21 protein-coding genes and 1 riboswitch are annotated in these 26,642 nt (G+C 64.2%); of the genes, 14 read left to right on the top strand and 7 right to left on the bottom strand.

The annotated features are described in order from the left end of the window. Positions 1-133 precede the first annotated feature (133 nt). Positions 134-2,560, top strand: coding sequence for an ATP-dependent helicase (locus KPL76_RS00615; RefSeq protein WP_216335818.1), 2,427 nt, complete (start codon positions 134-136; stop codon positions 2,558-2,560). Between the two features lie 7 nt (positions 2,561-2,567). Here KPL76_RS00615 and KPL76_RS00610 read toward each other — a convergent pair whose 3' ends face one another. Further along, the gene (locus KPL76_RS00610; RefSeq protein WP_216334455.1) at positions 2,568-3,353 is read right to left on the bottom strand and encodes an oxygenase MpaB family protein; all 786 of its coding nucleotides are present in this window, start codon (positions 3,351-3,353) and stop codon (positions 2,568-2,570) included. Continuing rightward, positions 3,325-4,929, bottom strand: a complete 1,605-nt coding sequence (locus KPL76_RS00605; protein ID WP_216334454.1) for a hypothetical protein — start codon at positions 4,927-4,929, stop codon at positions 3,325-3,327. Before KPL76_RS00605 ends, KPL76_RS00610 begins: the two co-directional genes overlap by 29 nt. Positions 4,930-5,145: 216 nt before the next feature. Between KPL76_RS00605 and sucC the strand changes: the two genes are divergently transcribed. The 9 genes from sucC to KPL76_RS00560 all read left to right on the top strand — a co-directional run bounded on the left by sucC (position 5,146) and on the right by KPL76_RS00560 (position 16,618). Continuing rightward, entirely contained in the window at positions 5,146-6,315 is a 1,170-nt protein-coding gene (gene sucC, locus KPL76_RS00600) for an ADP-forming succinate--CoA ligase subunit beta (protein WP_216334453.1), read from the top strand. A 48-nt stretch (positions 6,316-6,363) separates the two neighbouring features. Further along, a complete protein-coding gene (sucD, locus tag KPL76_RS00595) occupies positions 6,364-7,251 on the top strand; it encodes a succinate--CoA ligase subunit alpha (protein WP_216334452.1) in 888 nt (295 codons plus the stop codon). A 197-nt stretch (positions 7,252-7,448) separates the two neighbouring features. Next, complete coding sequence (locus KPL76_RS00590; RefSeq protein WP_216334451.1) at positions 7,449-8,000, top strand: hypothetical protein; 552 nt, start codon at positions 7,449-7,451, stop codon at positions 7,998-8,000. Then, positions 8,000-9,238 carry a DUF6350 family protein gene (locus KPL76_RS00585; protein ID WP_216334450.1) on the top strand — a complete coding sequence of 413 codons (1,239 nt, stop codon included), beginning with the start codon at positions 8,000-8,002 and terminating at the stop codon, positions 9,236-9,238. Before KPL76_RS00590 ends, KPL76_RS00585 begins: the two co-directional genes overlap by 1 nt. 35 nt (positions 9,239-9,273) lie before the next feature. Further along, complete coding sequence (gene purN / locus KPL76_RS00580) at positions 9,274-9,891, top strand: phosphoribosylglycinamide formyltransferase (RefSeq protein ID WP_216334449.1); 618 nt, start codon at positions 9,274-9,276, stop codon at positions 9,889-9,891. After that, positions 9,888-11,531: a bifunctional phosphoribosylaminoimidazolecarboxamide formyltransferase/IMP cyclohydrolase gene (purH, locus tag KPL76_RS00575; protein WP_216334448.1), complete on the top strand. Its 1,644-nt coding sequence runs from the start codon at positions 9,888-9,890 to the stop codon at positions 11,529-11,531. The genes purN and purH overlap by 4 nt, the downstream gene beginning before the upstream one ends. Before the next feature lie 53 nt (positions 11,532-11,584). Continuing rightward, entirely contained in the window at positions 11,585-12,802 is a 1,218-nt protein-coding gene (gene ddaH / locus KPL76_RS14880; RefSeq protein WP_216334447.1) for a dimethylargininase, read from the top strand. A gap of 169 nt (positions 12,803-12,971) precedes the next feature. Beyond that, positions 12,972-14,804 (top strand): ABC transporter ATP-binding protein, encoded by a 1,833-nt coding sequence (locus KPL76_RS00565; protein WP_216334446.1) that lies wholly within the window; start codon positions 12,972-12,974, stop codon positions 14,802-14,804. Further along, complete coding sequence (locus tag KPL76_RS00560) at positions 14,801-16,618, top strand: ABC transporter ATP-binding protein (RefSeq protein ID WP_216334445.1); 1,818 nt, start codon at positions 14,801-14,803, stop codon at positions 16,616-16,618. Before KPL76_RS00565 ends, KPL76_RS00560 begins: the two co-directional genes overlap by 4 nt. A gap of 85 nt (positions 16,619-16,703) precedes the next feature. Here KPL76_RS00560 and KPL76_RS00555 read toward each other — a convergent pair whose 3' ends face one another. Then, positions 16,704-17,111 (bottom strand): hypothetical protein, encoded by a 408-nt coding sequence (locus KPL76_RS00555; protein WP_216334444.1) that lies wholly within the window; start codon positions 17,109-17,111, stop codon positions 16,704-16,706. Between the two features lie 103 nt (positions 17,112-17,214). Further along, on the bottom strand, positions 17,215-17,667 hold the full coding sequence (locus tag KPL76_RS00550; RefSeq protein WP_216334443.1) for a GNAT family N-acetyltransferase: 453 nt from the start codon (positions 17,665-17,667) through the stop codon (positions 17,215-17,217). 175 nt (positions 17,668-17,842) lie between these two features. Here KPL76_RS00550 and KPL76_RS00545 point away from each other — a divergent pair, with 175 nt between their 5' ends. Beyond that, on the top strand, positions 17,843-19,063 hold the full coding sequence (locus KPL76_RS00545) for an NADP-dependent isocitrate dehydrogenase (protein WP_216334442.1): 1,221 nt from the start codon (positions 17,843-17,845) through the stop codon (positions 19,061-19,063). A 205-nt stretch (positions 19,064-19,268) separates the two neighbouring features. Here the strand turns inward: KPL76_RS00545 and KPL76_RS00540 are convergent, their stop codons facing one another. Both KPL76_RS00540 and KPL76_RS00535 read right to left on the bottom strand, forming a co-directional pair. Next, positions 19,269-20,327, bottom strand: coding sequence for an N-acetylglucosamine-6-phosphate deacetylase (locus tag KPL76_RS00540; protein WP_216334441.1), 1,059 nt, complete (start codon positions 20,325-20,327; stop codon positions 19,269-19,271). Beyond that, the gene (locus tag KPL76_RS00535; RefSeq protein WP_253202086.1) at positions 20,324-20,683 is read right to left on the bottom strand and encodes a YrdB family protein; all 360 of its coding nucleotides are present in this window, start codon (positions 20,681-20,683) and stop codon (positions 20,324-20,326) included. Before KPL76_RS00535 ends, KPL76_RS00540 begins: the two co-directional genes overlap by 4 nt. Positions 20,684-20,864: 181 nt before the next feature. Between KPL76_RS00535 and KPL76_RS00530 the strand changes: the two genes are divergently transcribed. After that, positions 20,865-22,097 carry an MFS transporter gene (locus KPL76_RS00530; RefSeq protein ID WP_253202085.1) on the top strand — a complete coding sequence of 411 codons (1,233 nt, stop codon included), beginning with the start codon at positions 20,865-20,867 and terminating at the stop codon, positions 22,095-22,097. 1 nt (position 22,098) lies between these two features. Here the strand turns inward: KPL76_RS00530 and KPL76_RS00525 are convergent, their stop codons facing one another. Next, on the bottom strand, positions 22,099-24,009 hold the full coding sequence (locus KPL76_RS00525) for a sigma-70 family RNA polymerase sigma factor (protein ID WP_216334440.1): 1,911 nt from the start codon (positions 24,007-24,009) through the stop codon (positions 22,099-22,101). A 236-nt stretch (positions 24,010-24,245) separates the two neighbouring features. Beyond that, positions 24,246-24,327: riboswitch (ZMP/ZTP riboswitch) on the top strand. A 43-nt stretch (positions 24,328-24,370) separates the two neighbouring features. Here KPL76_RS00525 and glyA point away from each other — a divergent pair. Together glyA and KPL76_RS00515 are read left to right on the top strand one after the other, a co-directional pair. After that, on the top strand, positions 24,371-25,675 hold the full coding sequence (gene glyA, locus KPL76_RS00520; RefSeq protein ID WP_216334439.1) for a serine hydroxymethyltransferase: 1,305 nt from the start codon (positions 24,371-24,373) through the stop codon (positions 25,673-25,675). 23 nt (positions 25,676-25,698) lie between these two features. Continuing rightward, a complete protein-coding gene (locus KPL76_RS00515; RefSeq protein WP_253202084.1) occupies positions 25,699-26,625 on the top strand; it encodes an aldose 1-epimerase family protein in 927 nt (308 codons plus the stop codon). Positions 26,626-26,642: the final 17 nt, after the last annotated feature.

Raw genomic sequence — 26,642 nt, 5'->3', positions numbered from 1 at the left:
CTCTCGACGTCGGGCCACGCGGTGCCCCTGCCGACTGGTCCCTGCCTGCGTGTCAGCGCTCACGTCTAAACTTGGCAACGACATGAACTCCGACTTCACAGCCCGCCAGAGCCCACCCATCCCTTCGGGCGGTATGAGTTCGGTACCACTCATCGTCGACGAGCTGATCACTTCGAACGGCGGCTACTCCAACGGCGGCTCGGCAGGCGGGTATGAAGACCCCCTGCTGGCGGGGCTCAACCCCCAGCAGCGCATCGCCGTCGAATACCGGGGGCCAGCACTGCTGATCGTCGCCGGAGCGGGATCGGGTAAGACGAGCGTTCTCACGAGACGCATCGCAAGCCTGATCGGAACGCGCGAGGCCTGGCCGAGCCAGATTCTTGCCATCACGTTCACCAACAAGGCGGCCGCCGAGATGCGGGAGCGCGTCGGTGCGCTCCTCGGCCAGACCGCAGAGGGAATGTGGATCTCGACGTTCCACTCGGCGTGCGTGCGCATTCTGCGGCGCGAGGCCGAGAACTTCGGATTCACCAAGAGCTTCACGATCTACGACTCGCACGATTCGCGCACCCTGATCAAACGCATCATCAAAGACCTGCAGGCGGACACCTACGGTTTCACTGTTGCTGGCGTAGCCGGCAAGATCTCCAAACTCAAGAATGAGCTGGCGGACGCTGACAGTTATGCCCGTACCGCGAACTTCAACGACCCGCAGGAAGAACTCTTCGTTGAGATCTTCCGGCAGTACACGCGCAGCCTGAGCGCAGCCAATGCGTTCGACTTCGATGATCTGATCGGGCAGACGGTCTACCTGTTCCGGGCGTTCCCGAACGTCGCCGAACACTACCGGCGCCGGTTCAGGCACATTCTCGTCGATGAGTACCAGGACACGAATCACGCCCAGTACGCACTGATCCGAGAGCTGACCCGTCCAGTCACGGAGGGAACCGGCTTCGACGAACGGTCGGCTGGCTTGCCGGGTGCATCTCTCACGGTGGTGGGCGACTCCGACCAGTCGATCTATGCGTTCCGAGGCGCAGACATCCGCAACATCGTCGAGTTCGAGCGCGACTTTCCGGGGGCGAAGACCGTTCTGCTCGAACAGAACTACCGGTCGACCCAGAACATCCTGACCGCAGCGAATGCGGTGATCTCCAACAACTTCGATCGCAAAGACAAGAAGCTCTGGACCGACGTCGGCGACGGCGAGAAGATCACCGGCTTCACGGGCTACAGCGGGCACGACGAGGCCCAGTTCGTCGCTGACGAGATCGCAAAGCTGCATGACTCTGGCACCCCGTACAAAGACGTCGCCGTCTTCTACCGCACCAACGCGCAGACAAGGGCACTCGAAGAGATCTTCATCCGGTCGGCCGTACCGTACCGGGTGCTCGGTGGCACGCGATTCTACGAGCGCGCCGAAATCAAAGATGTGCTGGCGTACCTCATTGCAGTCGCCAACCCTCGCGACGCTCTTGCCCTTCGCCGGATTCTGAACACTCCCAAGAGGGGTATCGGCCCGGCGACCGAGACAGCGCTGGGGTTCTTTGCTGAGACGAACGAGGTGAGCTACCGGGATGCCATGCGCCGTTCAGCCGAGCTCGGCCTCGGCCCGAAGGTGACGCAGGCGATTCTCGACCTCGCGAAACTGCTCGACGAGGCGACAGAGATGATCGACCCTGATCGAAATGCCGGCCCGGTCACTGTGGCAGAGATTCTGACGCTTCTTCTCGACCGAAGCGGATACGTGGTGGCTCTTCGTGCGGGCCGCGACCCGCAAGACGAAGCCCGCGCCGAGAACGTCGAGGAACTCGTTGCTGTGACGAGGGAATTCCAGAAGAACAACCCCGGTGGCACACTTGTCGACTTTCTCACCGAGGTGTCCTTGGTTGCCGCAGCCGACGAGCTCGACGACACCAGTGGAACGGTGTCGTTGATGACCCTGCACACAGCGAAGGGCCTCGAATACGAGGCAGTCTTCCTCACCGGTGTCGAAGAAGATCTCCTGCCGCACCGCATGTCTGCGTCAGAACCAGGCGGGCCCGCAGAGGAGCGCAGGCTCTTCTACGTGGGAATCACCAGAGCGCGTAAGCGCCTCTATCTCTCGCTTGCGATGACGAGAGCCCAGTATGGGGAGACCGCGGTCGCGATGCCGAGTCGCTACCTGCAGGAGATTCCTGCCGAGCTCATCGACTGGCGGCAGTCCCCGGGAATGGCGACCTCACGGGGCGGAACCCAGCCTCGCGCCCTCAATGCAAACCGCTCCAGTGGCGGCGGTTTTGCCTCACGAAACCCTTCGCGGGCGAGCGACTCGCTGTCGTTCACCGACCAGTCTCTCCCCAGGGTCAAGGCGGAGTGGCCCAATCGCGTCACCGCCCAGGTGCGCGACAACGGTGACCTCGAGCTTCAGCCCGGCGACAGGATCCGGCACACCGATTTCGGAGAAGGCCGGGTGAACGCCGTCACGGGCGACGGAACCAAGCGTGTCGCGCATGTGCAGTTCGACGCGGCGGGCTCGAAGAAGCTGTTGATCAAGATCGCTCCGATCGAGAAGATCTGAGCAGCGGTCAGTGTGTCGTCGCCAGGCCCGATCGCATACGTGCAAGATAGTGGCGCATTGGCAGGGAACGAACACTTCGGGGAAGGGCGCGGTAGACGAGAGCGATTGCCCCAAAGACGATGGCGAATCGACGCTCGGCCCCCCGGCTCCACGGAAGTGCATACGCCACTCTCAGTTCGGCGGGCAGTAGCCCGGTGGTGAACAAACGTACGACGGGCATCGCAATCCTGAGCCAGATCGGTGCAACCCTCGGGTGCAGTAGGTCATGAGCCACCCGCCGTGCGTCGTCAGAGACTTCGAGTCTGCCGATGGCGTCATCCCAGTACCGGCGAAATGCTGCGAGGTCTGTCGGCCAGCGGTTCCGCGGAACCTGAAGTGTTGTGCCCAGAACGCTGTACTGCTGGTAGACGTTCTCTGCTGACACCGGGCACAGCGGCCCGAAAACGCGTTCGTACACGCCGAGCGCAGTTTCGTACAGGGTTGCCGCGACCCAGAGCTGCGAATCCGGATCGAATGCACTGTAGCCCGGCGTTGTCCCGTCTCCAGCCGCTACGACGGGGCCGTGGGCACGATTCACCTTTTCGACGATCGCTGCGAGTTCGGCATCAGTGGCGAACACCGTTGCGTAGGCGTACGTCACCGTGTTGGTGAGTCTGTCGAGGGGGCGATGTGCGAAGTCACTGTGCCGGGCAACCCCGGCCCCGACGGCCGGGTCGGCGATCTGCAGTAGGATCGCCCGCCCGCCCCCGGCCAGCAGGATTCCCTCAGCGGCGACGTCGGTGAACACGCTCATGGCTCGAGACTACGCGTGTCACGAGCATCGACCCTGATCCGATCACGAGCGCACCAGCCGCAGCAAGAAGTACCAGACCGGCCCCGCCCGACACCTCATCGCGCGCTCTGCCCGTACTGGCCAGCTGTGCAGATGCAGCTGGCGAACTCGTCGCCAAGCCAGGGGAAGGCATCGGCGAAGGCGATGGCGAAGTGCCAGAGGAGCCAGTCGGTGGGATCACGATTGCAGGCGGAGTCGGGCTGGGCGTGGTCGGCGCAACCTGGGTCACCTCGCTTGCAATTCCGAACGCAGACACCCACGGCTGGATGCGCTCGCCGCCGAGGTCTGGAGGTGTCTTCTTCGGGTCGATCGATTCGACCCAGACGTAGAAGCCCGGCGACGGCAGCACACACTCGGGTGTCTGGTACCTACCGGGACCGCTGGACGCCAGGGTGTGCACCGTGCACACCACCGGCGCATCCGCTGGAACCGAAGGGCTCTCGGTCGGAGCTTCAGCCAAGGGCCCCACGAGAGTGCTGTCGATCGTCACGGGAACGGGTTGCTGGGAGCCATCGGGTGCGGTGTACAGGCCCCACTGCTGAATCACGGATTCGACGCTCGCAACCTGTTGCAGCGGCTCACGCACTCCCAGTTCGAGTTCGTCGCTCAGCGCGGCGCCCGTGCTGGCCCGCTGGGCGCTTGCCTGGGTCTGCACGGCCGGAGCGAACGGGAGCGGTGAGATACCGCTTTCGTGCGTCGAAGCATGTGCCGAGGCAAGCGTTGCCGGAGGAACCAACAGTGTCTGGACATCGTTTGCACCCTTGGCCACCCAGATCGAATTGCCATACGGCAGGCCCGTGTAGTCGACAACGGCAGACACGTCGGCCGTGGAGTTTCCAACGGTCGGAGTGATGGCGTAGTCCACTCCGTTCTCGACTGTGCGGGTCATCGATCCGTCAGGGAAGGCAGCTCCCGTGAGATGCAGTGTTCCGCTGTGCTTTCCCGGGGGAAGCTGGGAACGGCCAGTCCCGACGAAATCCACGGTGATTTCGCTCCGCACAGTGAGTGGCGTGGAGTCGAGGGACGACAGGGCTACCGAGGCCGCCACAGATCTCGACGCTCCGGAACGGCCATTCATTCGGTCCCTGATCTGGTCCGCAATGATCGACACGGTCAGCGCGTGCTCGTTCGCGCGCTGGGCGTACCACGATGAGGTGTGGCCGCCGAGGCCTGTGAGATTCCACGTCGCGAGTTGTGCCCCTGCGGCCCAGTCCGGATCGGTCGTGGTCACGAACTCCCGGGCGATGAACGCGAGCCGGGCGGTGAGGTCCGCGTCCCGCAGCCCGACACGATCACCTTCGATGTAGGTCAGATCGGAGCCCTCTGGCGGCCGCTTCGTCACCTCCAGACAGAGTCCGAGGTTGTTGTCGCCGAGCCGATGTGTGCCGAGCCACGATCGGCCGTCACGGGCCGAGAGATAGCCCACTCCGTGGCTGGTCGAGTGGACTGCCCACGCAGAAGGAGCGAGTAGGAGAATGCCCGCAGCGGCCAGAAGGGCCGCGAGAAGAGCCAGAGCGATGCGAAGGGTTCGTTTCATGGAACCAGATTCCTTCCACGCAACAACACTGCGGCCGTGGAACCGTGATTTTGTGCACTGTCGGCCAATCCGGCACATTGTGGAGGGGTAGGCTTTGAAACGGTCTAGATGTCTCGATCTCGAGAGACATGGAGCGTCGCGACATCCGGCTACCGTTTTCTATCAGAAACCAGGCAACGCGTGCCCGCTGAGTGCACGCGGATGGGATGTACAAGCGTGGATCTATTTGAATATCAGGCACGAGACCTGTTCGAGAGCTATGGCGTTCCGGTTCTTCCGGGCATCATCGCCGACACCCCTGAAGAGGTGCGTGCGGCAGCGGAGAAGCTCGGCGGTGTCACCGTGGTGAAGGCCCAGGTCAAGGTCGGAGGCCGCGGCAAGGCCGGAGGCGTCAAGGTCGCGAAGTCACCAGACGAAGCCGAGGCGGCAGCAAAGGCGATTCTCGGGCTCGACATCAAGGGCCACGTCGTCAAGCGCGTCATGGTCGCCGGCGGTGCCCGAATCGCCCAGGAGTTCTACTTCTCGATTCTCCTCGACCGGTCGAACCGCACCTTCCTCTCAATGACCAGTGTCGAAGGTGGCATGGAGATCGAGCAGCTCGCCGTCGAACGCCCCGAGGCGCTCGCGAAGATCGACGTCGATCCCGTGGTCGGCATCGATGAAGCCGTAGCGACCGACATCGCCACGAAGGCAGGCTTCTCCGACGAACTCGTCGTCAAGGTCGCCCCAGTGCTTGCAAAGCTCTGGAACGTGTTCAAGGGCGAAGATGCAACACTGGTCGAGGTGAACCCGCTCGTGCTCACCGAAGAAGGCGACGTCATCGCCCTCGACGGCAAGGTCACGCTCGACGAGAACGCGGAGTTCCGTCACCCGAACCACGAATCCCTTGTCGACCAGGGTGCAGTCGACCCGCTCGAGGCGAAGGCGAAGGAGTCGAACCTCAACTACGTCAAGCTCGACGGCGAAGTCGGCATCATCGGCAACGGCGCAGGTCTCGTGATGTCCACCCTCGACGTCGTCAGCTACGCCGGCGAGCGCCACGGTGGAGTCAAACCCGCCAACTTCCTCGACATCGGTGGTGGAGCATCCGCTGCTGTCATGGCTGCCGGCCTCGACGTCATCCTGAACGACCCGCAGGTGAAGAGCGTGTTCGTCAACGTCTTCGGTGGCATCACCGCCTGTGACGCGGTGGCAAACGGAATCGTCGGTGCACTCGCAACACTGGGCGCATCCGCCACCAAGCCGCTCGTGGTTCGGCTCGACGGCAACAACGTCGTCGAGGGCCGCGCCATTCTGGCTGAAGCCAACAATCCGCTCGTCACCGTCGTCGACACCATGGACGAAGCGGCCGACAAGGCTGCCGAACTCGCTCACGCTGCTGCGTAAGTAACCCCCCACTTCACACACTCGCGCAGAAACAGGAAGAGAACAACAATGTCGATTTTTCTCGACGAGAACTCCAAGATCATCATCCAGGGCCTGACCGGCTCTGAAGGAACCAAACACGCCGGCCGGATGCTCGCATCGGGCTCCACGATCGTCGGCGGCGTCAACCCGCGCAAAGCCGGTACGACGGTCGAGATCGAGGGGCACACCCTCCCGATCTTCGGCAGCGTCGCTGAGGCCATGGCCGAGACCGGGGCTGACGTCTCTGTCATCTTCGTGCCGCCGGCCTTTGCCAAGAGCGCCGTGCTCGAAGCGGTAGAAGCGGAGATTCCGCTCGCCGTCGTCATCACCGAGGGCATCCCGATCCACGACTCGGCCGAATTCTGGTCGTTCGCCCAGCAGAAGGGCAACAAGACCCGCATCCTCGGGCCGAACTGCCCCGGGATCATCTCACCCTCGAAGTCCAATGCGGGGATCATCCCCTCGAACATCGCCGGGCCCGGCCCGATCGGCCTGGTGTCGAAGTCAGGCACCCTGACGTACCAGATGATGTACGAGCTCCGTGACCTCGGCTTCTCGACAGCAATCGGAATCGGCGGTGACCCGATCATCGGCACAACCCACATCGATGCTCTCGCCGCGTTCGAGGCCGACCCCGAGACCAAGGCCATCGTCATGATCGGTGAAATCGGCGGTGACGCCGAAGAGCGCGCGGCCGACTTCATCAAAGCGAACATGACCAAGCCCGTCGTCGCCTATGTCGCAGGATTCACCGCGCCAGAGGGCAAGACCATGGGTCATGCCGGTGCAATCGTCTCCGACGGCGCAGGCACTGCCCAGGGCAAGAAGGAAGCGCTCGAAGCAGCGGGCGTCACCGTCGGCAAGACGCCGAGCGAGACGGCCGCGCTCCTGAGGGAGATCTACCTCGCACTCTGAGCCGGGTACCGATTTCTGATCGGACTTGCCCGACCCGCACGCAACGGCCCTCCATCACGGTGGAGGGCCGTTACGTTTAAGGTGGTGCATCACGGGTGGGCCACGAAGTCGCTCAACGCGCTCCCAGAGCACGAGTGACCGACATCGCTTCTCGTGCTGCCTCTTCTTGGTTCGACAATGTGATTCGGGGTTTCCACGTGGCAGAGAACGCGTCGGCGTCGGCACCGGCATCGACACCTGCCGGGGTGCATGGTCACGATTCCCGGTACACGCGCATGCGCCGCCGGATCGTGACACCCCAGGCCATCTACGGCACGCTCCTCGTTGCTGCGATCATCGGCACGGCAGCAGATGAAGCCAGCGATCGAGACGTGCTCATCACCACACTCGGCACGGTCATCGTCTTCTGGATCGCCCACGTCTTCGCCGAGGCGATCGCCCACTACGGTACGAAGACCTCACTCGGACTACCGCTCAGCGAGTCGTTGCGCCACAGCCTGCACGGGGCCGCGGGGCTCCTCTACTCCGCACTGCTTCCGTGCGTGTTCCTTCTTCTCGGGGCCCTGGGCGTGCTGGGTGAGGCGACCGCATACAGGATCTCCCTCCTGCTGCCCGTCGGCCTGCTCGCCGCGCTGGGCTGGCTCGCGCTCGCCGACCGGGGCAGCCCCGTATGGGGAAGGGTTCTCGGAGCGCTGGTCACCGGCCTTCTCGGAGTCTTCGTGATCCTTCTGAAGATCGCTTTCCACTGATGAACCGGCCCACCACTGCCCTTCTGGCCGCGCTCGACGCCCTGCTCACTGTCGCCCTGGGCCTCGGCATACCGCTCGTGATGCTGACCGTTCTCTGGGCGACGCAGTTCTCGCTCTCGATCGACTGGATCGTCTTCTGGCGAGCCGCCGCAGACGTCTGGATGCTCGGCAACGGTGTCGACGTTCTCATCTCCCTCGACGCCGGCACTGCGGCACAACTCGCTCTCGACCACGCAGCCGTTCCCTTCGAGATCGGCATTACACCACTCGGATTCGCCGTACTGACGGTCTTTCTCGGCCGTCGGTCCGGCCTCAGGCTGGGCTTCACCGAGCATCCATTCTTCGGGGGCGTCGTCGGGATCGTGACAGTCGGATTGTTGTCAGGCCTCGTCTGCGCAAGCGCCCGCTCCGATGTGGCCGTCGCATCGTTTCGCCAGGCCGTCGTATTCGTACCGGCGATCTACGCACTGGGATTGCTCGCCGGAGCGATCGAGAGCATCGCTCGCACGCAGAGCCCACTGAGATCGGGGGTGCGCGATCGGGTGGATGCCCTGCCGACGGTCGTTCAGAGCGTCGTAGCAGCTGCACTTCGCGGCGGGGCGGCGATCGCCGTGGCGATGGTCGGGGTCGGGGCGCTCGCCGTGGCACTGCTCGTGGTGGTGAACTATTCGACGGTCGTCTCACTCTATGAATCGCTGCAATCCGGCATCGCCGGAGGTGCGGCGCTCACGATCGCGCAGATCGCATTCATGCCGAACCTCGCCATCTGGGCTGCCAGTTGGATGCTCGGACCGGGGTTTGCGCTGGGAACCGGTACGGCAGTCTCACCCCTCGGCACCCAGCTGGGCCTGATTCCCTCGGTGCCGGTGTTCGGGGCGCTCCCTCATTCCTCGGCGATCGGGTTCATAGCACTCCTCGTGCCGGTGGTCATCACCTTTCTCATTACGACTCTGATGCGGTCGCGGCCCGAGCTGCACTTCGCCCTTACCGTGCGAGGAATCGGGCAAACACTCGGCACGGGGTTCGCAACAGCCCTCGTCGCTGCCGGCCTCCTCGCCCTGCTCGCGATGTGGTCAGGCGGCGCCATCGGCCCTGGCCGGCTGGCAGACGTCGGGCCCGATCCTTCGGCAGTGTTCCTCTGGGCGTTCGTCAGCTGCGGAGTATCCGGGTCGGCAGGCCTGGTCGCTGCCGGCGTGCGTCGACGGCCAGCGGAACCCGTGCAGAGCCCGGCGCAGTAGACACCATCGTCTGCCAGAGCCTCTAAACTGTGTGGGTGCTGTCGATAGTCGTTCTCATTTCGGGCGGTGGGTCCAACCTTCGTGCCCTTCTCGAAGCTTCGACCGACGCCCAGTACCCTGCCCGGGTGGTTGCGGTCGGTTCCGACACCGATGCCGCGGGCCTCGCGTTCGCCGAGGAATTCGGTGTGCCGGCCTTCACTGTCTACCCGTCGTCGTTCGACTCGCGTGCCGCCTGGGGTGACGAGCTGCTTGCACAGATCACGCAATGGTCGCCCGACCTGGTTGTCTGCGCCGGCTTCATGCGGATTCTGCCGCCGCGAGTGGTGACCGCCCTCTCGCCGAACCTCATCAACACCCATCCGGCCCTCCTTCCGGCCTTTCCCGGTGCCCACGCCGTGCGCGATGCGCTGGCGGCCGGTGCGCTTGAGACCGGTGTGACGGTGCATGTCGTCGATGAGGGTGTCGACACCGGCCCGGTGCTTGTGCAACAGGCCGTCGACGTGCGCAGCGACGACACTGAAAGCTCCCTCCACGAGCGCATCAAGGTGGTCGAACGCGAACTGCTCGTCCAGGCTGTGCTCGACATCGCGAACAACAGGCTCGCACTGACCCCGAACCACCCCGATTCCCCTAGGAGTTCCACCCTCTCATGAGCACTTCACGCCACGACCCCTCACTCTTTCGCCATCGCGACGTCATTCCGATCAAGCGTGCCCTCATCTCGGTGAGTGACAAGACCGGTCTCGTTGAGCTTGCTGCGGCGCTCAGCGCCTCGGGCGTCGAGATCGTCTCGACCGGTTCGACCGCGAAGACCATCGCGGCGGCGGGATTCGCCGTCACCGAAGTGAGCTCGATCACCGGCTTCCCCGAGTCGCTCGACGGAAGGGTGAAGACGCTCCACCCCTCCGTGCACGCCGGCATCCTCGCCGACCTCCGACTCGAATCGCACATCGCCCAGCTCCAGCAACTCGAGATCCAGGCCTTCCAGCTCGTGGTCGTCAATCTCTATCCGTTCTCCGAGACGGTGGCCAGCGGCGCAGAGGGTGACGATGTCATCGAACAGATCGACATCGGCGGCCCGGCCCTCGTTCGCGCCTCGGCGAAGAACCACGCGAACGTCGCTATTGCGGTGTCGCCCGGCATCTATCCGGAGATCCTCGCCGCAATCGGCTCGGGGGGCACGACGCTCGAGATGCGACGGCACCTGGCTGCGACGGCGTTCGCCCACACCGCCGCGTACGACACTGCGGTGGCAACGTGGTTCGCCGAACAGCTCGGTGCCAGCGCGCTCGCCGCCGAATCCGTCTTCGACCCGACCGCTCCCCTCGGTGAGAAGGGGTTCCCGCAGGTGCTCGACCGCAGCGTCACGCTCTCACGCACCCTCCGGTACGGCGAGAACTCCCACCAGTCCGCTGCCCTGTACCTCGAACCGAATGGGCGCGGAATCGCTGAAGCCACGCAGCTGAACGGCAAGGAGATGTCGTACAACAACTTCGTCGACGCCGATGCCGCTGTGCGCGCGGCCTACGACTTCCGGGCCCCTGCCGTGGCGATCATCAAACACGCGAACCCGTGCGGCATCGCCATCGCTTCCTCCACGGCCCTCGATCCCATTGCGTCCGCCCACCTGCGCGCACACGAATGCGATCCTGTCTCCGCCTTCGGAGGAGTCATCGCCGCCAACCGCACCGTGACGCTGGGCATGGCAGAGGCCGTCAAAGACATCTTCACCGAAGTACTGGTCGCGCCCGATTTCGAGCCGGATGCCCTGAAGCTCCTGCAGACCAAGAAGAACCTCCGCATTCTGCGCCTCCCGGCCGACTATGCACGGCCCTCGATCGAGCTGAAGCAGATCAGCGGAGGACTCCTCGCGCAGGAGGCGGATTCGTTCGTCGACTATTCGACGGCCGGGTGGCAGCTCGTCTCGGGCGAACCGGCTGACGAGGCCACACTCCGCGACCTCGAATTCGCCTGGAAGGCGTGCCGGTCCGTGAAGTCCAACGCCATCCTGCTTGCCTCGAACGGTGCGTCTGTCGGGGTGGGGATGGGCCAGGTCAACCGCGTCGATTCGTGCCATCTCGCCGTGAGCAGGGCCGGAGCCCGGGCCGCTGGGTCGGTCGCCGCGTCCGACGCCTTCTTCCCCTTCGCCGATGGCCTCCAGGTGCTGCTGGATGCCCGTGTGAAGGCGGTCGTGCAACCAGGTGGTTCGGTCCGCGACAGTGAGGTGTTCGAGGCCGCCCGTGCGGCGGGTGTCACGATGTACGTCACCGGGGAACGCCACTTCTACCACTGAGGTATGGGCAGTTCCTCCCGGTGAGCGATTCGGCATCGAGTAGGGTCACAAGCATGTCTTTTTTCACTCGGCGGGCCATCCTCGCTTCACTTGTCACGGCAGTTGTCATTGCGGCGGTGGCCCACGTCTCGATGGTGCTCGCCTTCTTCGTCGCCAAGGCCTTCGAACCGGGCGCGCTCCCCGTCATCAATGCCTTCTTCGTTCCCCAGACCCTGTTCACACTGCTCTTCCTGTTCGTCTTCGCGGTGGTCGGTGCATTTCGGAGCTGGTATCTCTCGATCGCAGCAGGGCTGGTCTCCGGTGTCGCGGGCGCCTTCGTCGGCACCGGAATCCAGGTGCTCACTCAGGGCAACCCACTGAACGGTGATGTCGTGAGCTACCTCATCGGCACGCTGTTCGGCATCAACCTGGTCTTCGTCGTCGTGGTGGTCCTCGCGTCTGCAACGATCGGGCGCCGTGTCTACGAGGGCATCGCGCGCGTGGCGGTGGCCGAGCGGCGAGATCAGGGCGAGAAGCGGATCGCGATCATCCGGCACCCGGCAGCCACCCTTGCCGAAGGCCAGGTGACGCACATCGAGAAGAGCGACATCGACCTCGAGCTGGCAACGTCGCAGTGGCAGTCATACGTCTCTGCACTCGAGGGCGCCGGGTGGGTCACCGTCGAGGTCGACCAGGCCGATCACCTCGCCGACTCTGTGTTCATCGAAGACGCGGTCGTGGTCTTCGGTGACGTCGCGGTCATCACGAGCCCGGGGAGTGAACACCGGGTCGAAGAGACCGATGCTGCCGAAGTCACGGTGCGGGAGCTGGGCCTCAAGGTCGCGAGAATCGCCCAGCCGGGCACGCTCGACGGCGGCGACGTGCTCAAGGTCGGCACCACGGTCTACGTCGGCCGGAGCGGTCGCACCAACGCCGAGGGTATCCACCAATTGCGGCACATCCTGGCTTCCCTGGGGTACACGGTGGTCGCCGTACCGCTGAGCAAAGTACTGCACCTGAAGAGCGCGGTCACGGCCCTGCCAGACGGCACCGTGATCGGGTACCTGCCGCTGGTGGATGACCCGCAGATCTTCGACCGGTTCCTGAGCATGCCGGAGGAAGGTGGCGCCCACGTCGTGAAGCTCTCCGAAGACACTGTGCTGATGTCCGCCTCTGCGCCGAAGAGTGCTGAACTCATCGAGAATCTCGGCTACCGGGTCATCTCTGTCGACATCAGCGAGTACGAAAAACTTGAGGGCTGCGTCACCTGCCTGTCGGTGCGGGTGCGCTGACACGGAACGTCTCACATCGGTGAGATGACCGATCCGCGAGTCGGTCGCGAGCTTGCAGGCGGCGTGAAGATTGGGTAGCCTGCAAGGCTGCCCAGAATTCCCTGCGCCCCACAACGGCGAAGCAGCCTGTCGTCAGTCACCATCACACCACACCGAGGACAACCCGTTCATGCCTGCCTCACAAGGACAGTCGACTTTTCGCACTCTCTCGCGACTCCACGAGTACGCGCGACCCGCTATGCCGCGGATCTACACGGCCATGGTCGTGTCGCTGACGGCAAGCATCGTGGCCCTCGTCATCCCGCAGGTGCTGCAGGTTCTGATCGACGGGCCGCTCTCTGACGGAGATTCCTCGCAGATCTGGCCGGTCGTGCTGCTGATTCTCGGCCTCGGTGTGCTGGAGGCCGTGCTGATCGCCCTGCGCCGGGTGCTCGTGCTCACTCCGGGCACCCACGTCGAGGCGAGCATGCGAAAAAGCCTGTATTCGCACCTGCAGGATCTTCCGGTTTCCTTTCATGACCGATGGCCGAGCGGCCAGTTGCTGTCTCGTGCCGTCAGCGACCTGAATCTGATTCGCCGGTGGATCTCGTTCGGCATCGTGATCCTGGTCGTCAATGTGTTGACCATCGTGATCGGTTTCGCTGTGCTCATCAGCATCAACTGGGTACTCGGGCTGATCTTCGTGGTCGCTTCGATCCCGGTACTGGCCTACAGCTACGTCTTCGAGGGGCGGTATTCCGAGGCCGCGAGGCGCAGCCAGGATCAGGTCGGCGACCTTGCGACGTCGGTCGAGGAATCTGTGCATGGAATCCGCGTGCTCAAGGCCTTCGGCCGGGGTGGCTTCGCGCTCAAGAAGTTCGAGCGCCAGGCCGAAGAGCTGCGGGGCACTGAGATCGAGAAGGCCAAAGCGGTCGCTAGCATCTGGTTGTGGTTGCTTCTCATCCCCGATGTGGCGTTCGCGGTCTGCCTTGTCGTCGGAGTGTGGCTGGCGTCGACAGGGGAATCCTCGGTCGGGCAGCTGGTGGCATTCTTCGCCACAGGCACGGTGTTGTTGTTCCCCGTCGAATCGATGGGCTATTTTCTCGCAATGACGCTCGACGCGAAGACGGCGACAGCACGATTCTTCGACGTCCTGGATTCGGTGAACACCATTTCCGACCCGGAGAGACCCACGATCATCCCGAACCCCCGTGGGCAGCTGACCTTTGAGAACGTGCACTTCCGGTACCAGGATGCCCCGGCTGAGTTCCGCGACCTGCTCGATGGTGTCGACCTGCGGATCGAGTCGGGCGAGACGATGGCGCTGGTGGGCCTCACCGGCTCGGGCAAGAGCACCCTGACGGCACTGACAACCCGGCTCTACGACACGACAGGCGGTGCCGTGATGCTCGACGGTGTCGACATCAGGGAGCTGACTCGTGCTGATCTGCGAACGAACATCGCCATGGCATTCGAAGACGCCACGCTGTTCAGCGCCTCTGTGAGGGAGAACATCGTTCTCGGGCGACCTGAAGCCAGCGACGCAGACGTGGCGGAGGCCATCCAGATCGCACAGGCCAGCTTTGTGTACGATCTTCCGCTGGGTCTGGAGACGCGGGTCGGCGAAGAGGGGCTGAGCCTCTCTGGCGGCCAGCGACAGCGCCTGGCACTCGCCAGGGCCATAGCGGCACGCCCGCACGTTCTGGTACTCGATGACCCATTGTCGGCGCTCGACGTCGACACAGAGGCGCTCGTCGAGGCGGCACTCAGACGGGTGCTGGCCACAACGACGGCTCTGATCGTGGCACACCGGCCGTCGACCGTGGCGCTGGCCGATCGGGTTGCACTGCTGGAGCACGGCAGGATCTCAGCCGTGGGCACTCATGCGCAGCTGCTTGCAAGCAGCGATCACTACCGGTTTGTCATCTCGAGTTTCGACGAGGATCCCACGGTGGTGCCATCGACGTCCGGAATCTCCGGTGATCTGTCGATCGAACTGTTGAATTCGGAGGAGGGCAGATGACCACCGCCACAAGCATTTCCGGCGTCGGCGGCGAAGAGCGCAACGACTTCACGAAGATCGAGAGCCAGCAGATCCGCCAACGGTCGCTTCGCCTCCTCGGTTCCCTTCTCCGCCCTGAACGCCCGAGGCTCCTGCTGGGGCTCATCGTCGTCGTGGTGAGCACTGCGGCCCAGGTGGCCGGTCCCGCGCTCATCGCGTACGGAATCGACAGCGGGCTGCCGGCTCTTCTGGCGAATGACTGGATGCCCATCGGCCTCGCCGGGGCCGCCTACATCCTGACGGGGGTCAGTGGCGCGCTCCTGATCTCGTGGTTCACGGTGTTGACGGCGAGAATCTCCCAGTCGATCCTGCTGGATCTGCGGAAGAGGGTCTTCGCGCAGACACAGCGGCTGAGCCTGGACTTCCATGAGAGCTACACCTCAGGGCGCATCATCTCGCGCCAGACCAGCGATCTCGACGCAATCCGCGAGTTGCTCGACTCGGGAATCAACCAGCTCGTGCAGGGTCTGCTGTACATGCTGTTCATTGGTTTCGCTCTGTTCTCCCTCGACTGGACCAGTGGCGTCATCCTTGTCTGCTCGCTCCTGCCGCTCGCGATTCTGACGCGTTGGTTCCAGGTGCGCTCGCAGAAGATGTTCCGGCTCACGCGCGTCGCCAGCGCAAAGTTGATCGTGAAGTTCGTCGAAACGATGACCGGAATCCGCGCGGTCAAGGCATTTCGCACGGAGAAGAGCAATGAGCGTGAATTCGGCGGACTCGTCGAGGCGTACCGGGAATCCAATGCCCGGGTCATCCGGCTCTTCGGCATCTTCGATCCGGGGCTCGTGCTCATCGGCAACGTCACCGTCGCTGTCGTGCTTCTGGTGGGTGCGTTCCGCGTCATCGACGGGCAGGTCGCCATCGGGGTTCTGCTGGCTGCCGTGCTGTACACGCGCCGGTTCTTCGATCCCATGGAAGAAATGGCGATGTTCTACAACTCCTACCAGTCGGCGGCCGCAGCGCTCGAGAAGATCTCGGGCGTCCTCGAAGAGATGCCGAGTGTGGCCGACCCGGTGTCGCCCGTCGACCTCTGGGAATCGAAGGGCGAGATCGACTTCGTCGGGGTGGAATTCTCCTACGACACCGGGCGGATCATCCTGCCCCGATTCACGCTGCACATCCCCGCGGGCCAGACCATCGCCCTGGTCGGATCGACGGGCGCCGGAAAATCGACCCTGGCGAAGCTGATTTCGCGGTTCTATGACCCGACAGCAGGAATTCTCGCTCTCGACGGAATCGACCTGCGCGAAGTGCACCCGAAAGACCTCAGGCGTGCCATCGTCATGGTGACCCAGGAGGCCTATCTCTTCTCGGGGAGTGTCGCAGAGAACATTGCCATCGGAAAGCCGGGTGCCAGCCGCGACGAGATCGTGCGGGCGGCTGAAGCCGTGGGTGCCGACACCTTCATCATGGGTCTGCCGAACGGATACGAGACCGATGTGAATAAGCGAGGCGGCCGTGTCTCAGCCGGGCAGCGGCAGCTCATCTCGTTTGCCAGGGCCTTCCTGGCTGACCCTGCCGTACTGATTCTCGACGAGGCGACTGCTTCGCTCGACATCCCCAGCGAACGCCTGGTTCAGGATGCCCTTCAGACGCTCCTCGCAGACCGCACCGCCATCATCATCGCCCACCGGCTTTCGACGGTTGCGATCGCCGACCGCGTGCTCGTCATGGAACACGGACGAATTGTCGAGGATGGCACACCGGCAGACCTGATTGCGGGAACCGGGCGCTTCTCCCAGCTACACGCTTCGTGGCGCGAGTCGCTCGTGTAGAGCTGTTCGTTGAGCCCGGGCAGCCGGAGAACTCCATGCGGCCTGAGAACGTCAGGCGGCCAAAGAACCTCAGGCGGCCGGAGAACTACGGAGTCCAGGCGTAGACGTAGTTGGCTGGAGTGAAGATGTGCCATGCGCCCGAGCAGGTGACACCTTCGGCAGGCACGGTCGGAGGCCACCACGATTCGATGAGCTGGGGCAACTGTGCGCTCATGTCCGCGCTACACGGCTGACCGATGGGGGCCGGCGTCGTGACAGTGAAAGTCATGATGCTCGCGTGCTTGGTCTCGTCTGTCTTTATCCGGATCAGGGTGGCATCGGCGGGCACCCAGTCGGGCAGCGCCACGTTCGAAGGTGCGCCGGAGGCATCGGCCGGGGTGGCATAGATCGCGCCAGCAAACGGTGGAGCGACGACCTGGGCCACCGAGCACGCTGAGAGCATGAGCGCGCTCGCGGCAAGGATCGGCGCGGCGATGAGAATACGACGCTTCACAGCTTCTCCGTCGATTGTCTGAGGGGTGGGAGGGGGTTCAGTGGCGCTGTGAGGCACAGCTCCACTCTGCGACAGCGTAGCCGAACCGCGTGAGCGAACGCCGTTACAGCGAGAGTGCCGCGATCGTCTCGCCGAACTGGGTCTCGCCGATCGGCTCGAAGCCCACGGCGAGAAAGAAGGCCTCCGGGCCGTCTTCGCCGGGCTCGAACATGACGGTGAGCCTGTCGAATCCCCTCGAACGCGCTTCTTCGGCCAGTGCAACTACGGCGAAGCGGCCGATGCCGCGACCCTGGGCACTCGCGGCTACGTTCATTCGCCAGATGCAACCGCGGAATTCATCGTGCGGGCTGTCTGGATCGAAGTTGCCCATGATGAAACCGACGACTTCGTCGCCGTCGAGAACGACCCGGGGCCACGCCGTCGACGGATTGACATACGCTTCCGCGATGGAGTGCGATACCGGCGCCACGAACTGTTCCTGGCCGGGCTTGAGCGTCAGTGTGTTTGCGGCGACGATGTTGGTCGCAGACAGCTCTTCAAGTCTCAAGTCACTCATGGTGCAAGGCTAACGGGATGCGCATCGACGCGCCAGACGTGCCTGGCCGGCCCCCCGGTTTCCGCGAAAATCTCGTCCCAAACTGTCTTGATATCGAGATACATCTGAAACCGGGTAGGCTGTTCCTTGGCTTAGTTTCGTCAGCACAGGCTGACCACGCGGGTAAGGAGTTTGAATGTCCAAGATTCATGTAGAGGGCACGGTCGTCGAGCTCGATGGCGACGAGATGACGAGGATCATCTGGCAGTCGATCAAAGACACGCTCATCTATCCCTACCTCGACATCAACCTGGAGTACTACGACCTCGGCATCGAGCGCCGCGACGAGACCAACGATCAGGTCACGATCGATGCGGCGCATGCGATTCAGAAGCACGGTGTCGGCGTGAAGTGCGCCACGATCACTCCGGACGAAGCCCGCGTGGAGGAATTCGGCCTGAAGAAGATGTGGAAGAGCCCGAACGGCACGATCCGCAACATCCTGGGTGGAACCATCTTTCGTGAGCCCATCATCATCTCGAACATCCCCCGTCTCGTGCCTGGGTGGAACAAGCCGATCATCATCGGCCGCCACGCGTTCGGCGACCAGTACAAGGCCACCGACTTCCGGTTCGAGGGCAAGGGCACGCTGACCCTCTCGTTCCAGCCTGAAGAGGGCAGCAACGCAGAGCCTCAGTCCTTCGAGGTGTTCCAGTCGCCCGGGTCTGGTGTCGCCATGGCGATGTACAACCTGGATGACTCGATCCGTGACTTCGCCCGCGCGTCATTGAGTTATGGCCTGAACCGCAAGTACCCGGTCTACCTCTCCACCAAGAACACGATTCTGAAGGCGTACGACGGCCGCTTCAAGGATCTCTTCCAGGAGGTCTTCGACGAGGAGTTCGCTGCAGCGTTCGCCGAGGCGGGTATCACCTACGAGCACCGACTGATCGATGACATGGTCGCGGCCGCTCTCAAATGGGAGGGCGGTTACGTGTGGGCTGCCAAGAACTACGACGGCGACGTGCAGAGTGACACGGTGGCGCAGGGCTTCGGTTCGCTGGGACTCATGACGAGTGTCCTGTTCACGCCAGACGGTAAGACGGTCGAAGCCGAGGCCGCCCACGGCACCGTCACGCGCCACTACCGCCAGCACCAGGCCGGCAAGCCCACTTCCACGAACCCGATCGCCTCGATCTACGCGTGGACCCGTGGCCTCGCGCACCGCGGCAAACTCGATGACAATGCCGAGCTCATTGCTTTCGCCGACACGCTCGAGGATGTCGTCATCAAGACCGTCGAGTCTGGTGCGATGACCAAGGACCTCGCCTTGCTGGTCGGCCCTGAGCAGCCGTACCAGACCACCGAAGAGTTCCTCGCGACTCTGACAGAGAACCTGAAGGCGCGCCTGGCGTGATCGTCCTGCCCGACCCGATGCAATCGGGCCGGGTTCAGAGAACGGCATCCTTCCTCCAGTCGAGGTGGGGTGCCGTTCTCCGTTGATCGGAGCCTCAACCCCTGTCTGGGCCCGATCCGGAGACTGCGCCCAGGCACGGGTTTGCTCGGAACGTGTCTACTCGGTCCCGTGTCGTTCAGACCCTGGTTGCTCAGAGCCTGGTTGCTCAGACCCGGGAGCCGGCCGCCCAGACCTGTTCCACATTCCATCCGGCATCCAGCAGCACCGCGTCTGCAGCAAAGCCGGGGGCGAGGTAGCCAAGCGTCTCGTCGAGTTTCAGAGCCCGCGCCGGAGACGCTGTCACCGCGCGCACGGCGAGTACCGGGTCGACGCCAGAGTCGAAGATGGCCGATCGCAGGGCCGCGTCCTGCGTGAGCGAAGAACCGGGAGCCGACATCGCGTCGGTGACCAACACGATTCTCTGGGGGGCGGCGTAGAAGGCGATCCGTGCGACCTCGGGGTGCACCTGCACCCCGTCGAGTACGAGTTCGAGCGCGACCCTCGGGTCGACGAGTGCCGCCGTGACCGGCCCCGGCTCGCGGTGCCCGATACCGGGCATCGCTTCGAACCCATGAGTGAGAAGGCTGGCGCCGCGATCGAATGCCTCACGGGCAAGGTCGAAGTCGGCTTCAGTGTGACCGATAGCGACAACCACGTCGGCATCGACCAATTGGTCGATGATCTCCAGCGCACCAGGCAGTTCGGGGGCAATCGTGACCTGTCTGAGGCTCCCTCTCGCCGCATCCACAAGATCTCTGACCTCGTCGCGGTCAGGTGCTTTCAGGAATTCCGGGTTGTGCGCACCCCGTCGCGAGAGCGCCAGATACGGGCCTTCGAGGTGTGACCCGAGAACCAGCGGGTCCGACTCGGCCAGCGTGGCGATGAGCGCGAGGTTGGTGGTCAGCGATTCACGGGTGTTCGACACGAGACTCACTATGGACCGCGTCGTTCCGTGGGCGCGGTGCGCAGCCAATGCGGCAGTGATGCCGTCGGCGTCACGATCGAAGGCGTGGCCGCCGCCCCCGTGGCTGTGTACGTCGATGAAACCCGGCGTCAGCCAGCGGCCGCGCGCATTGATCACTTCGGCGTTCGCTGCGGTCGACCAGCCATGCCATCCGTTGCCGACACCGGCGGCTGCGATCGTGGTGCCGGTGAAGGCCACCCAGAAGTCCTCGAGTTGCCCGTCGGCGTCGACCTTGGTGGCGCTGTGGATCACGACGGTCATGCGAATTCCTTGCGGCCCGAGATGACGCCACTCACCACGGCGACGAGACCGAACACGAGGGCGACCAACCACTGGCCCATGACCAGCCACGCCAGTGCCCCGGAACCCATGATCACGATTTCAACGAGAGCCTTGCCGAACGGATCCAGGCTGAATACAGCTCGAGGTGAGCGGAACAGACCCCAGAGCACGATTGCGAACAGGGGAGCTCCGATACCGAATACCCAGTTGAGCAGGGGAGCCGGCCATGCGAGAAAGCCCCACAGCCCGATCGAGAAGAACGCGAAGAGTTCGAGCACGAGCCGCAGAATATCGTTCGGCCCGATGCGAACTGGCCCAGAAGGTTCGGTATTCACGCCTGCAATGCTACTGCCGCGTTCGCGCCCGTCGACGCACGGGCCGGGTCTGGCGACACGGGGGGCGTGGGGCAGAAGGGAGAGTACAATTGATTCTGGCTGGCGGGTATCGCTTCAGCCCCGGGCACGAACGTTTGAGATTTGGCCTGCCAAATACGCCTGTGAGAAGTGGTTTTTTCTCGTGACGACTATCGTCAAATCCCCTCCGTCCGCTGTTGTCGAGTCGCCTTTTCCGTGGACTGGGCTCATCGTTCTGGCCACCGCCGTCTTCATGTCTGTAACCGCAGAGATGGTGCCGACAGGCTTGCTCCCCGAGATGAGCGCTGAACTCGGAGTCACCCCGTCCCAGATCGGTCTGCTGGTCACTCTCTTTGCGCTCGCGGTTGTGGCAACCAGCGTTCCCCTGGCTGCCCTCACCCGTCGGTTTGCCCGCCATTCACTGATCGTTGTGGTGCTACTCGCTGTCAGTGCCACCAGTATCCTCGCCGCAGTGGCACCGAGCTACGAGTTCCTCGCCGTGGCGCGGGTGCTGGGCGGAATGGCACACGGGCTCTTCTGGGCTGTCGTCGGAGCATATTCAGGGCACCTCGTACCGAAGCGGCACCTGGGGCGAGCCGTCGCCATAACCACGGGGGGCGGAACGCTGGCATTCGTGCTGGGCGTCCCATTGGCCACCGTCATCGGCCAGTCATTCGGCTGGCGGGTCCCGTTCGCGGCCATCGCCGTTCTCGCTGTGTGTGCGTCGGTACTGATCTTCATGAAGCTTCCCCGTGTGCCGAGCCCGGCTGCGCGGGCGCTGGATGATCGAACCACCGGTTCACCCCGCCTCGCGCGATTCGACCCCTCCATTCCCGGCGTGGTGATGGTCTGCATCACAGTGGCCGTGATCATGGTCGGCCACTACGCCATCTACACGTTCATCACGCCCTATCTGGTCAACCAATTGCACGTTGCGCCAGGCAGTATCGGTGCTTTGCTGTTCCTCTATGGGGCAGCCGGTGCGATCGGGCTGCTCCTTGCGGGCTTCGTGTTCGGGCGGAGACCGTCGCTGGGGCTGGCGGTGGGTATCACGGTCACCGCGATCGCAGTCGCAGTGATGGCTGTCTTCTCCGAGAATGCGGTGGTTGCCATTGTCGCATTCGCGCTGTGGGGGGCTGCCTTCGGCCTGATTCCTCCGCTGATGCAGGTTCGACTGCTCCACACGGCGGCTCCCCATATCCGCGACACGGCAAATGCCTTCTTCTCCAGTTCCTTCAACGTCGGCATAGCGGTGGGGGCACTTTTCGGCGGAATGCTCCTCCCGGGATTCGGTGTCGAGTCGCTGCCGTACGCGTACCTGGCGCTGCTGTTCGTCGGAGGAGGGCTGCTCGCCCTGGCGATCGTGTCTGCACGACGAAGGCGCCTCGAGGCCTGAGCTACGGGGTCAGCGTGATGGTGACGCTGGCAGAGGAAAGTGGTCCGTGCTGGCCCGTATCCGGGTCTGTGTAGCGGACGCCGACCGTCGCCGGTGACGGATCGGGGAGCGGCGGGGCGGTGAACTGGCTGAGGAAGTGCCCATCGCTGCCGATCGCGTAGGTGAACGGGTCGGCGACGCCGTTGAAGAGTTCTTCGAAGAACCCATCGGGGATTCCGGAGGCCTCGACGAAATAGCTGGGCATGATCGAACTGCCCGGCGTGGGGGAGTTCAGTGTGATCGTTGCCAGGGTGACGGCAGTGCTGGCGCTGAGCTGCGAGGTCACGCCGGACGCATTCTGGCGCACGGCGAGCTCATGCGACCCGAATCCAAGACCCGGGTAGTCCGATACAGCAAAGGCACCCGTTGTCGGATCTGCGGTTGCTGTGGCTACGACGCCCCCGCCAGGGATGACAGTGTCGACGACGTCGACCTGGGCGCCGGGCTCGGCGACACCCGTCAACAGCGGGAACACCAGCCCGGCGGGGTCCACCACGAAACTGAACGCGGGTACCGCTGTGACGACCACGGGCGGGGCTGGAATGGTCGTGGGGGGAAGGCTGGGAGACGCGCTCGGCAGCGTCACGGCGGGTGCCGGGTCGACAGGGCGAAGCGCCGGTGCCACCGGCTGCACCGGAGAAGCCTGGGCAGTGGCCGGATCCGGAACGGTGACCGGTTCGCCTGCACCTACGGCAGGAGCTCCGGGTGCGGTCGCACTCGTGACCACCGGTCGGCCAGCGATCGCTTCGGATCTCGAGTGAGCCAACAGAGTGAAGGTACCTGGCGATCCCTTCGACGTCGGGGCGTCGTGTTCGGAATTCGGCGCGGATTCGGTGGTGCTGGTTGCGGTCGGAGAGAAGAGGGGGCCGAGCACGAGGATGGCCGCCACGGCAGCAGCTGTTGCCAGGGCGATTCCGCCCCAGGTCCTGGCGCTTCGGAACCCTGCCGAGCCCACAACGCCGGCGCCGGGTGAGGAGACGGGGACGCCGGCATTCAGTGGCTGAAGCCCTGGTGCGCTGGATTGCGCGGTGGAGCTCGTCCCCGAACCCGCGTCGGAGGTGGCAGTCACGGCCTCAGCGGCCGAGGCGCTGCTGCCTCCCTGGAGCCAGACGGTGTAGGCCAGGGCGCCCGAGATGCCGGCGACGAGGGGCAGGAGCACAAGGGTGAGGCGGGAACCCACTTCTCGGGCTTCGTCATCGACGATCGTGCAGGATGCGCATGAGCTCAGGTGTTCGCGAATCTTTCGAGCCTCCCGTTGCCCGAGACTCCCGCGTGTGTAAGACCCGAGCTTCTCGATCACCGTGGCGCACTCGCTGTCGGCTGCCCGGACGAGGTGGGCCTGGATCCAGGCCTGGCGGAGCCCCTCGCGAGCCCGGAACGTGAGCGCCGAGATCGCATTGGCCGACATTCCGAGCAGGGGAGACATCTCAGATGCGGAGAGCTGCTCGACCTCGCTGTACCACAATGCCTCCTGCCACCGTGTCGGCAGGCTGCGGAAAGCCTGGGCAGTCAGGCTCTTGTCGAGGGCGAGCAGAGTCTCGTTCTCTTCGGAGTGAGGGTCGGCCAGGGCATCCAGTTCATCACTTGCATCGACGATGCTGCCCCGCTTCCACTGCATGGCTACGTTGCGAATGGTGCTGAAGAGGTAGGGGCGGAATGCCGTCGTCGGCCCACCCCCGTTCTTGATGGCCTGGAGCACCTTGGCGAAGCTCTCGGAGACGATGTCGTCTGCGTCGGGAGACGAATAACTGCGGGCAACGGTTCGGCCGGCCCGGGAGTGCCTGTTCCAGAGCTCGGCGTAGGCGCGGGAATCGCCGCGTCGAGTGCGTTCGACGAGATCGAGGTCGGAGGGACCGTTCTCGGCGTTCGGCACGGCGTGTGCACCGACTGGGCCAGCGCTGACTGGGCCAGCGCCGACTGGGCCAGCGCTGACTGGACCGGGGTTGACCGGACCCGCACTCACTGGACCGGCGCTGACTGGACCGGCGCTGACTGGACCCGCACTGACCACGTTGCTCACACCAATCCTTGCCCCTGTTGAAAATTACTCATACCGCCATGCAAGCTGAATAATACTCAGGCAGAGTGAGAATAGCAACGCTGCTATGCTGACTGGGTCGCAACTGGCGTTCAGATGGTCACCATCGGGAAGCGACTGACACGGATTCGGCCGCTCGCCTGGGTCGCTACGCACCACTGCACCACTCTGTCCGCGTTGCCCTGAAGGAGTCCTGATGTCTACCAGTCCCGCGCCCGTTCGCAGTTCATTGCCCTCAACCTTCAACGATCCGCTTGCCAGCGTCGATCCCGAGATCGCTGCCGTTCTCCAGAGTGAGCTGGGCCGCCAGCGTGGCACCCTCGAGATGATCGCCAGCGAGAACTTCGTGCCGAGGGCTGTGCTGCAGGCGCAGGGCTCAGTGCTGACGAACAAGTATGCCGAGGGGTATCCAGGCCGTCGCTACTACGGTGGTTGCGAAATCGTCGACGTCGCTGAGAACCTCGCCCGGGACCGGGCCAAGGCGCTCTTCGGCGCTGAGCACGCCAACGTGCAGCCCCACGCCGGGGCACAGGCGAATGCAGCTGCGCTCATGGCGCTCGCCTCGATCGGCGACACCATCCTCGGCCAGGAGCTCTCTCACGGCGGGCACCTGACCCACGGTATGAAGCTCAACTTCTCGGGCAAGAACTACCAGGCGACCTCGTACGGCGTCGACCCCCAGAGCTATCTCGTCGACATGGATGTCGTTCGCGAGAAGGCGCTCGAACACCGCCCGACGGTCTTGATCGCCGGATGGTCTGCCTACCCCCGCCAGCTCGACTTCGCGGCATTCCGCGCCATCGCCGACGAGGTCGGCGCGAAGCTCTGGGTCGACATGGCCCACTTCGCCGGTCTCGTCGCTGCGGGTCTGCACCCCTCGCCCGTGCCATTCGCCGATGTTGTCACGTCGACGGTGCACAAGACCCTCGCCGGCCCCCGCAGCGGTGTGGTGCTGAGCAAGGCCGAATTCGCCAAGAAGGTCGACTCCGCCGTCTTCCCCGGACAGCAGGGCGGGCCGCTGATGCACGTGATCGCAGCGAAGGCGACCGCCTTCAAGCTCGCAGGCGAGCCGGAATTCAAAGACCGCCAGCAGCGCACTCTCGACGGCGCCAAGATCATCGCCGAGCGCCTCATGGCAGCTGACACGGTAGCGGCCGGCGTCAGTGTGCTCACCGGTGGCACTGAGGTTCATCTCGTTCTGGTCGACCTCCGAAACGCACCCATCGACGGCAAGCAGGCAGAAGACCTCCTGCACGAGGTCGGAATCACCGTGAACCGCAATTCCATTCCCTTCGACCCTCGCCCGCCGATGGTGACCTCAGGACTGCGCATCGGTACCTCGGCGCTCGCAACCCGCGGCTTCGGCAGCGAAGAATTCTCCGAGGTCGCCGAAATCATTGCCAGTGCACTGAAGCCTTCTCCCGACATCGAGGCACTTCGGGCCAGGGTCCTCACGCTGACAGACGGCTTCCCCCTCTACGACGGGCTCGAGAACTGGTAATCGAGGGCTCGGCCCTGAGCGAGGTGCCACCGCCCACCGGCGAGCAGTTCGCGCTGTCGTTCACCGGCCGCGGTGGCACCTCGACTGCCATCGTCACCGAAGTTGCAGCGGCGCTGCGTGAGCTGATCCTCGAGGGTGTCGAATCGGTCGAATCGCACAGCGAATCGTCCCTGCCACCGATGGCCTCGGGGATCGTGCTCGTGCCGTGGCCCAACAGGGTGGCGGGTGGCGCCTGGAGCCTCAATGGTGCACCGCAACAGCTGGACATCACTGAACCGGTGACCGGCAACGCCATCCACGGCCTGCTGCGCAACACCGCGTACCACCTCGTCAGGCGCACCGAGAACTCGGTGACGCTCGGAGCCACCGTCTTTCCCCAGCACGGTTACCCGTTCCGGCTCGCGACCGAGGTGGAATACTCACTCGGTGACGACGGCCTCACCGTGACTCACCGGATCGTGAACGAATCAGGCGCTCCTGCCCCTGTCGCGGTCGGTTCGCACCCCTACCTCAAGGTCGGTGACGTTCCGGTTCACGAGTTGGTGCTCACCGTCGATGCCTCGACCATGTTCGAAGTGGATGCCCGGGCCATCCCGACCGCGGAGGTCGCTGTCGACGGTTCCGACTTCGACCTGCGCGCAGGCCGCGTGATCGGAACGCTCTCGATCGACCATGGCTATGGCGGGGTAGGAGTGCACGGCGGGGTCTCGGTCCATTCCGTTTCGGCGCCCGACGGCTCGGCGACCGAGCTGTGGGCCGACGAGAACTTCACCTTTGTGCAGGTCTTCACGCCATCAGTCTTTCCGCGTGAAACCGGCGCAGGCTACGCCGTTGCCATTGAGCCGATGACTGCGCCGGCGAATGCGCTCAACACCGGCGAAGGGCTCCGCTGGCTCGCGCCCAGTGAGCGCTGGGAACTCCGCTGGGGTATCCGCCACCGCACCCCCTAGTCACACCCCCTGGCCAA

Origin of the sequence: Subtercola sp. PAMC28395 (genome assembly GCF_018889995.1) — a bacterium.
Taxonomy (GTDB): Bacteria; Actinomycetota; Actinomycetes; order Actinomycetales; family Microbacteriaceae; genus Subtercola.
Note: the sequence above shows the minus strand (reverse complement) of the source record. Positions and strands in the feature narration are given on the sequence as shown.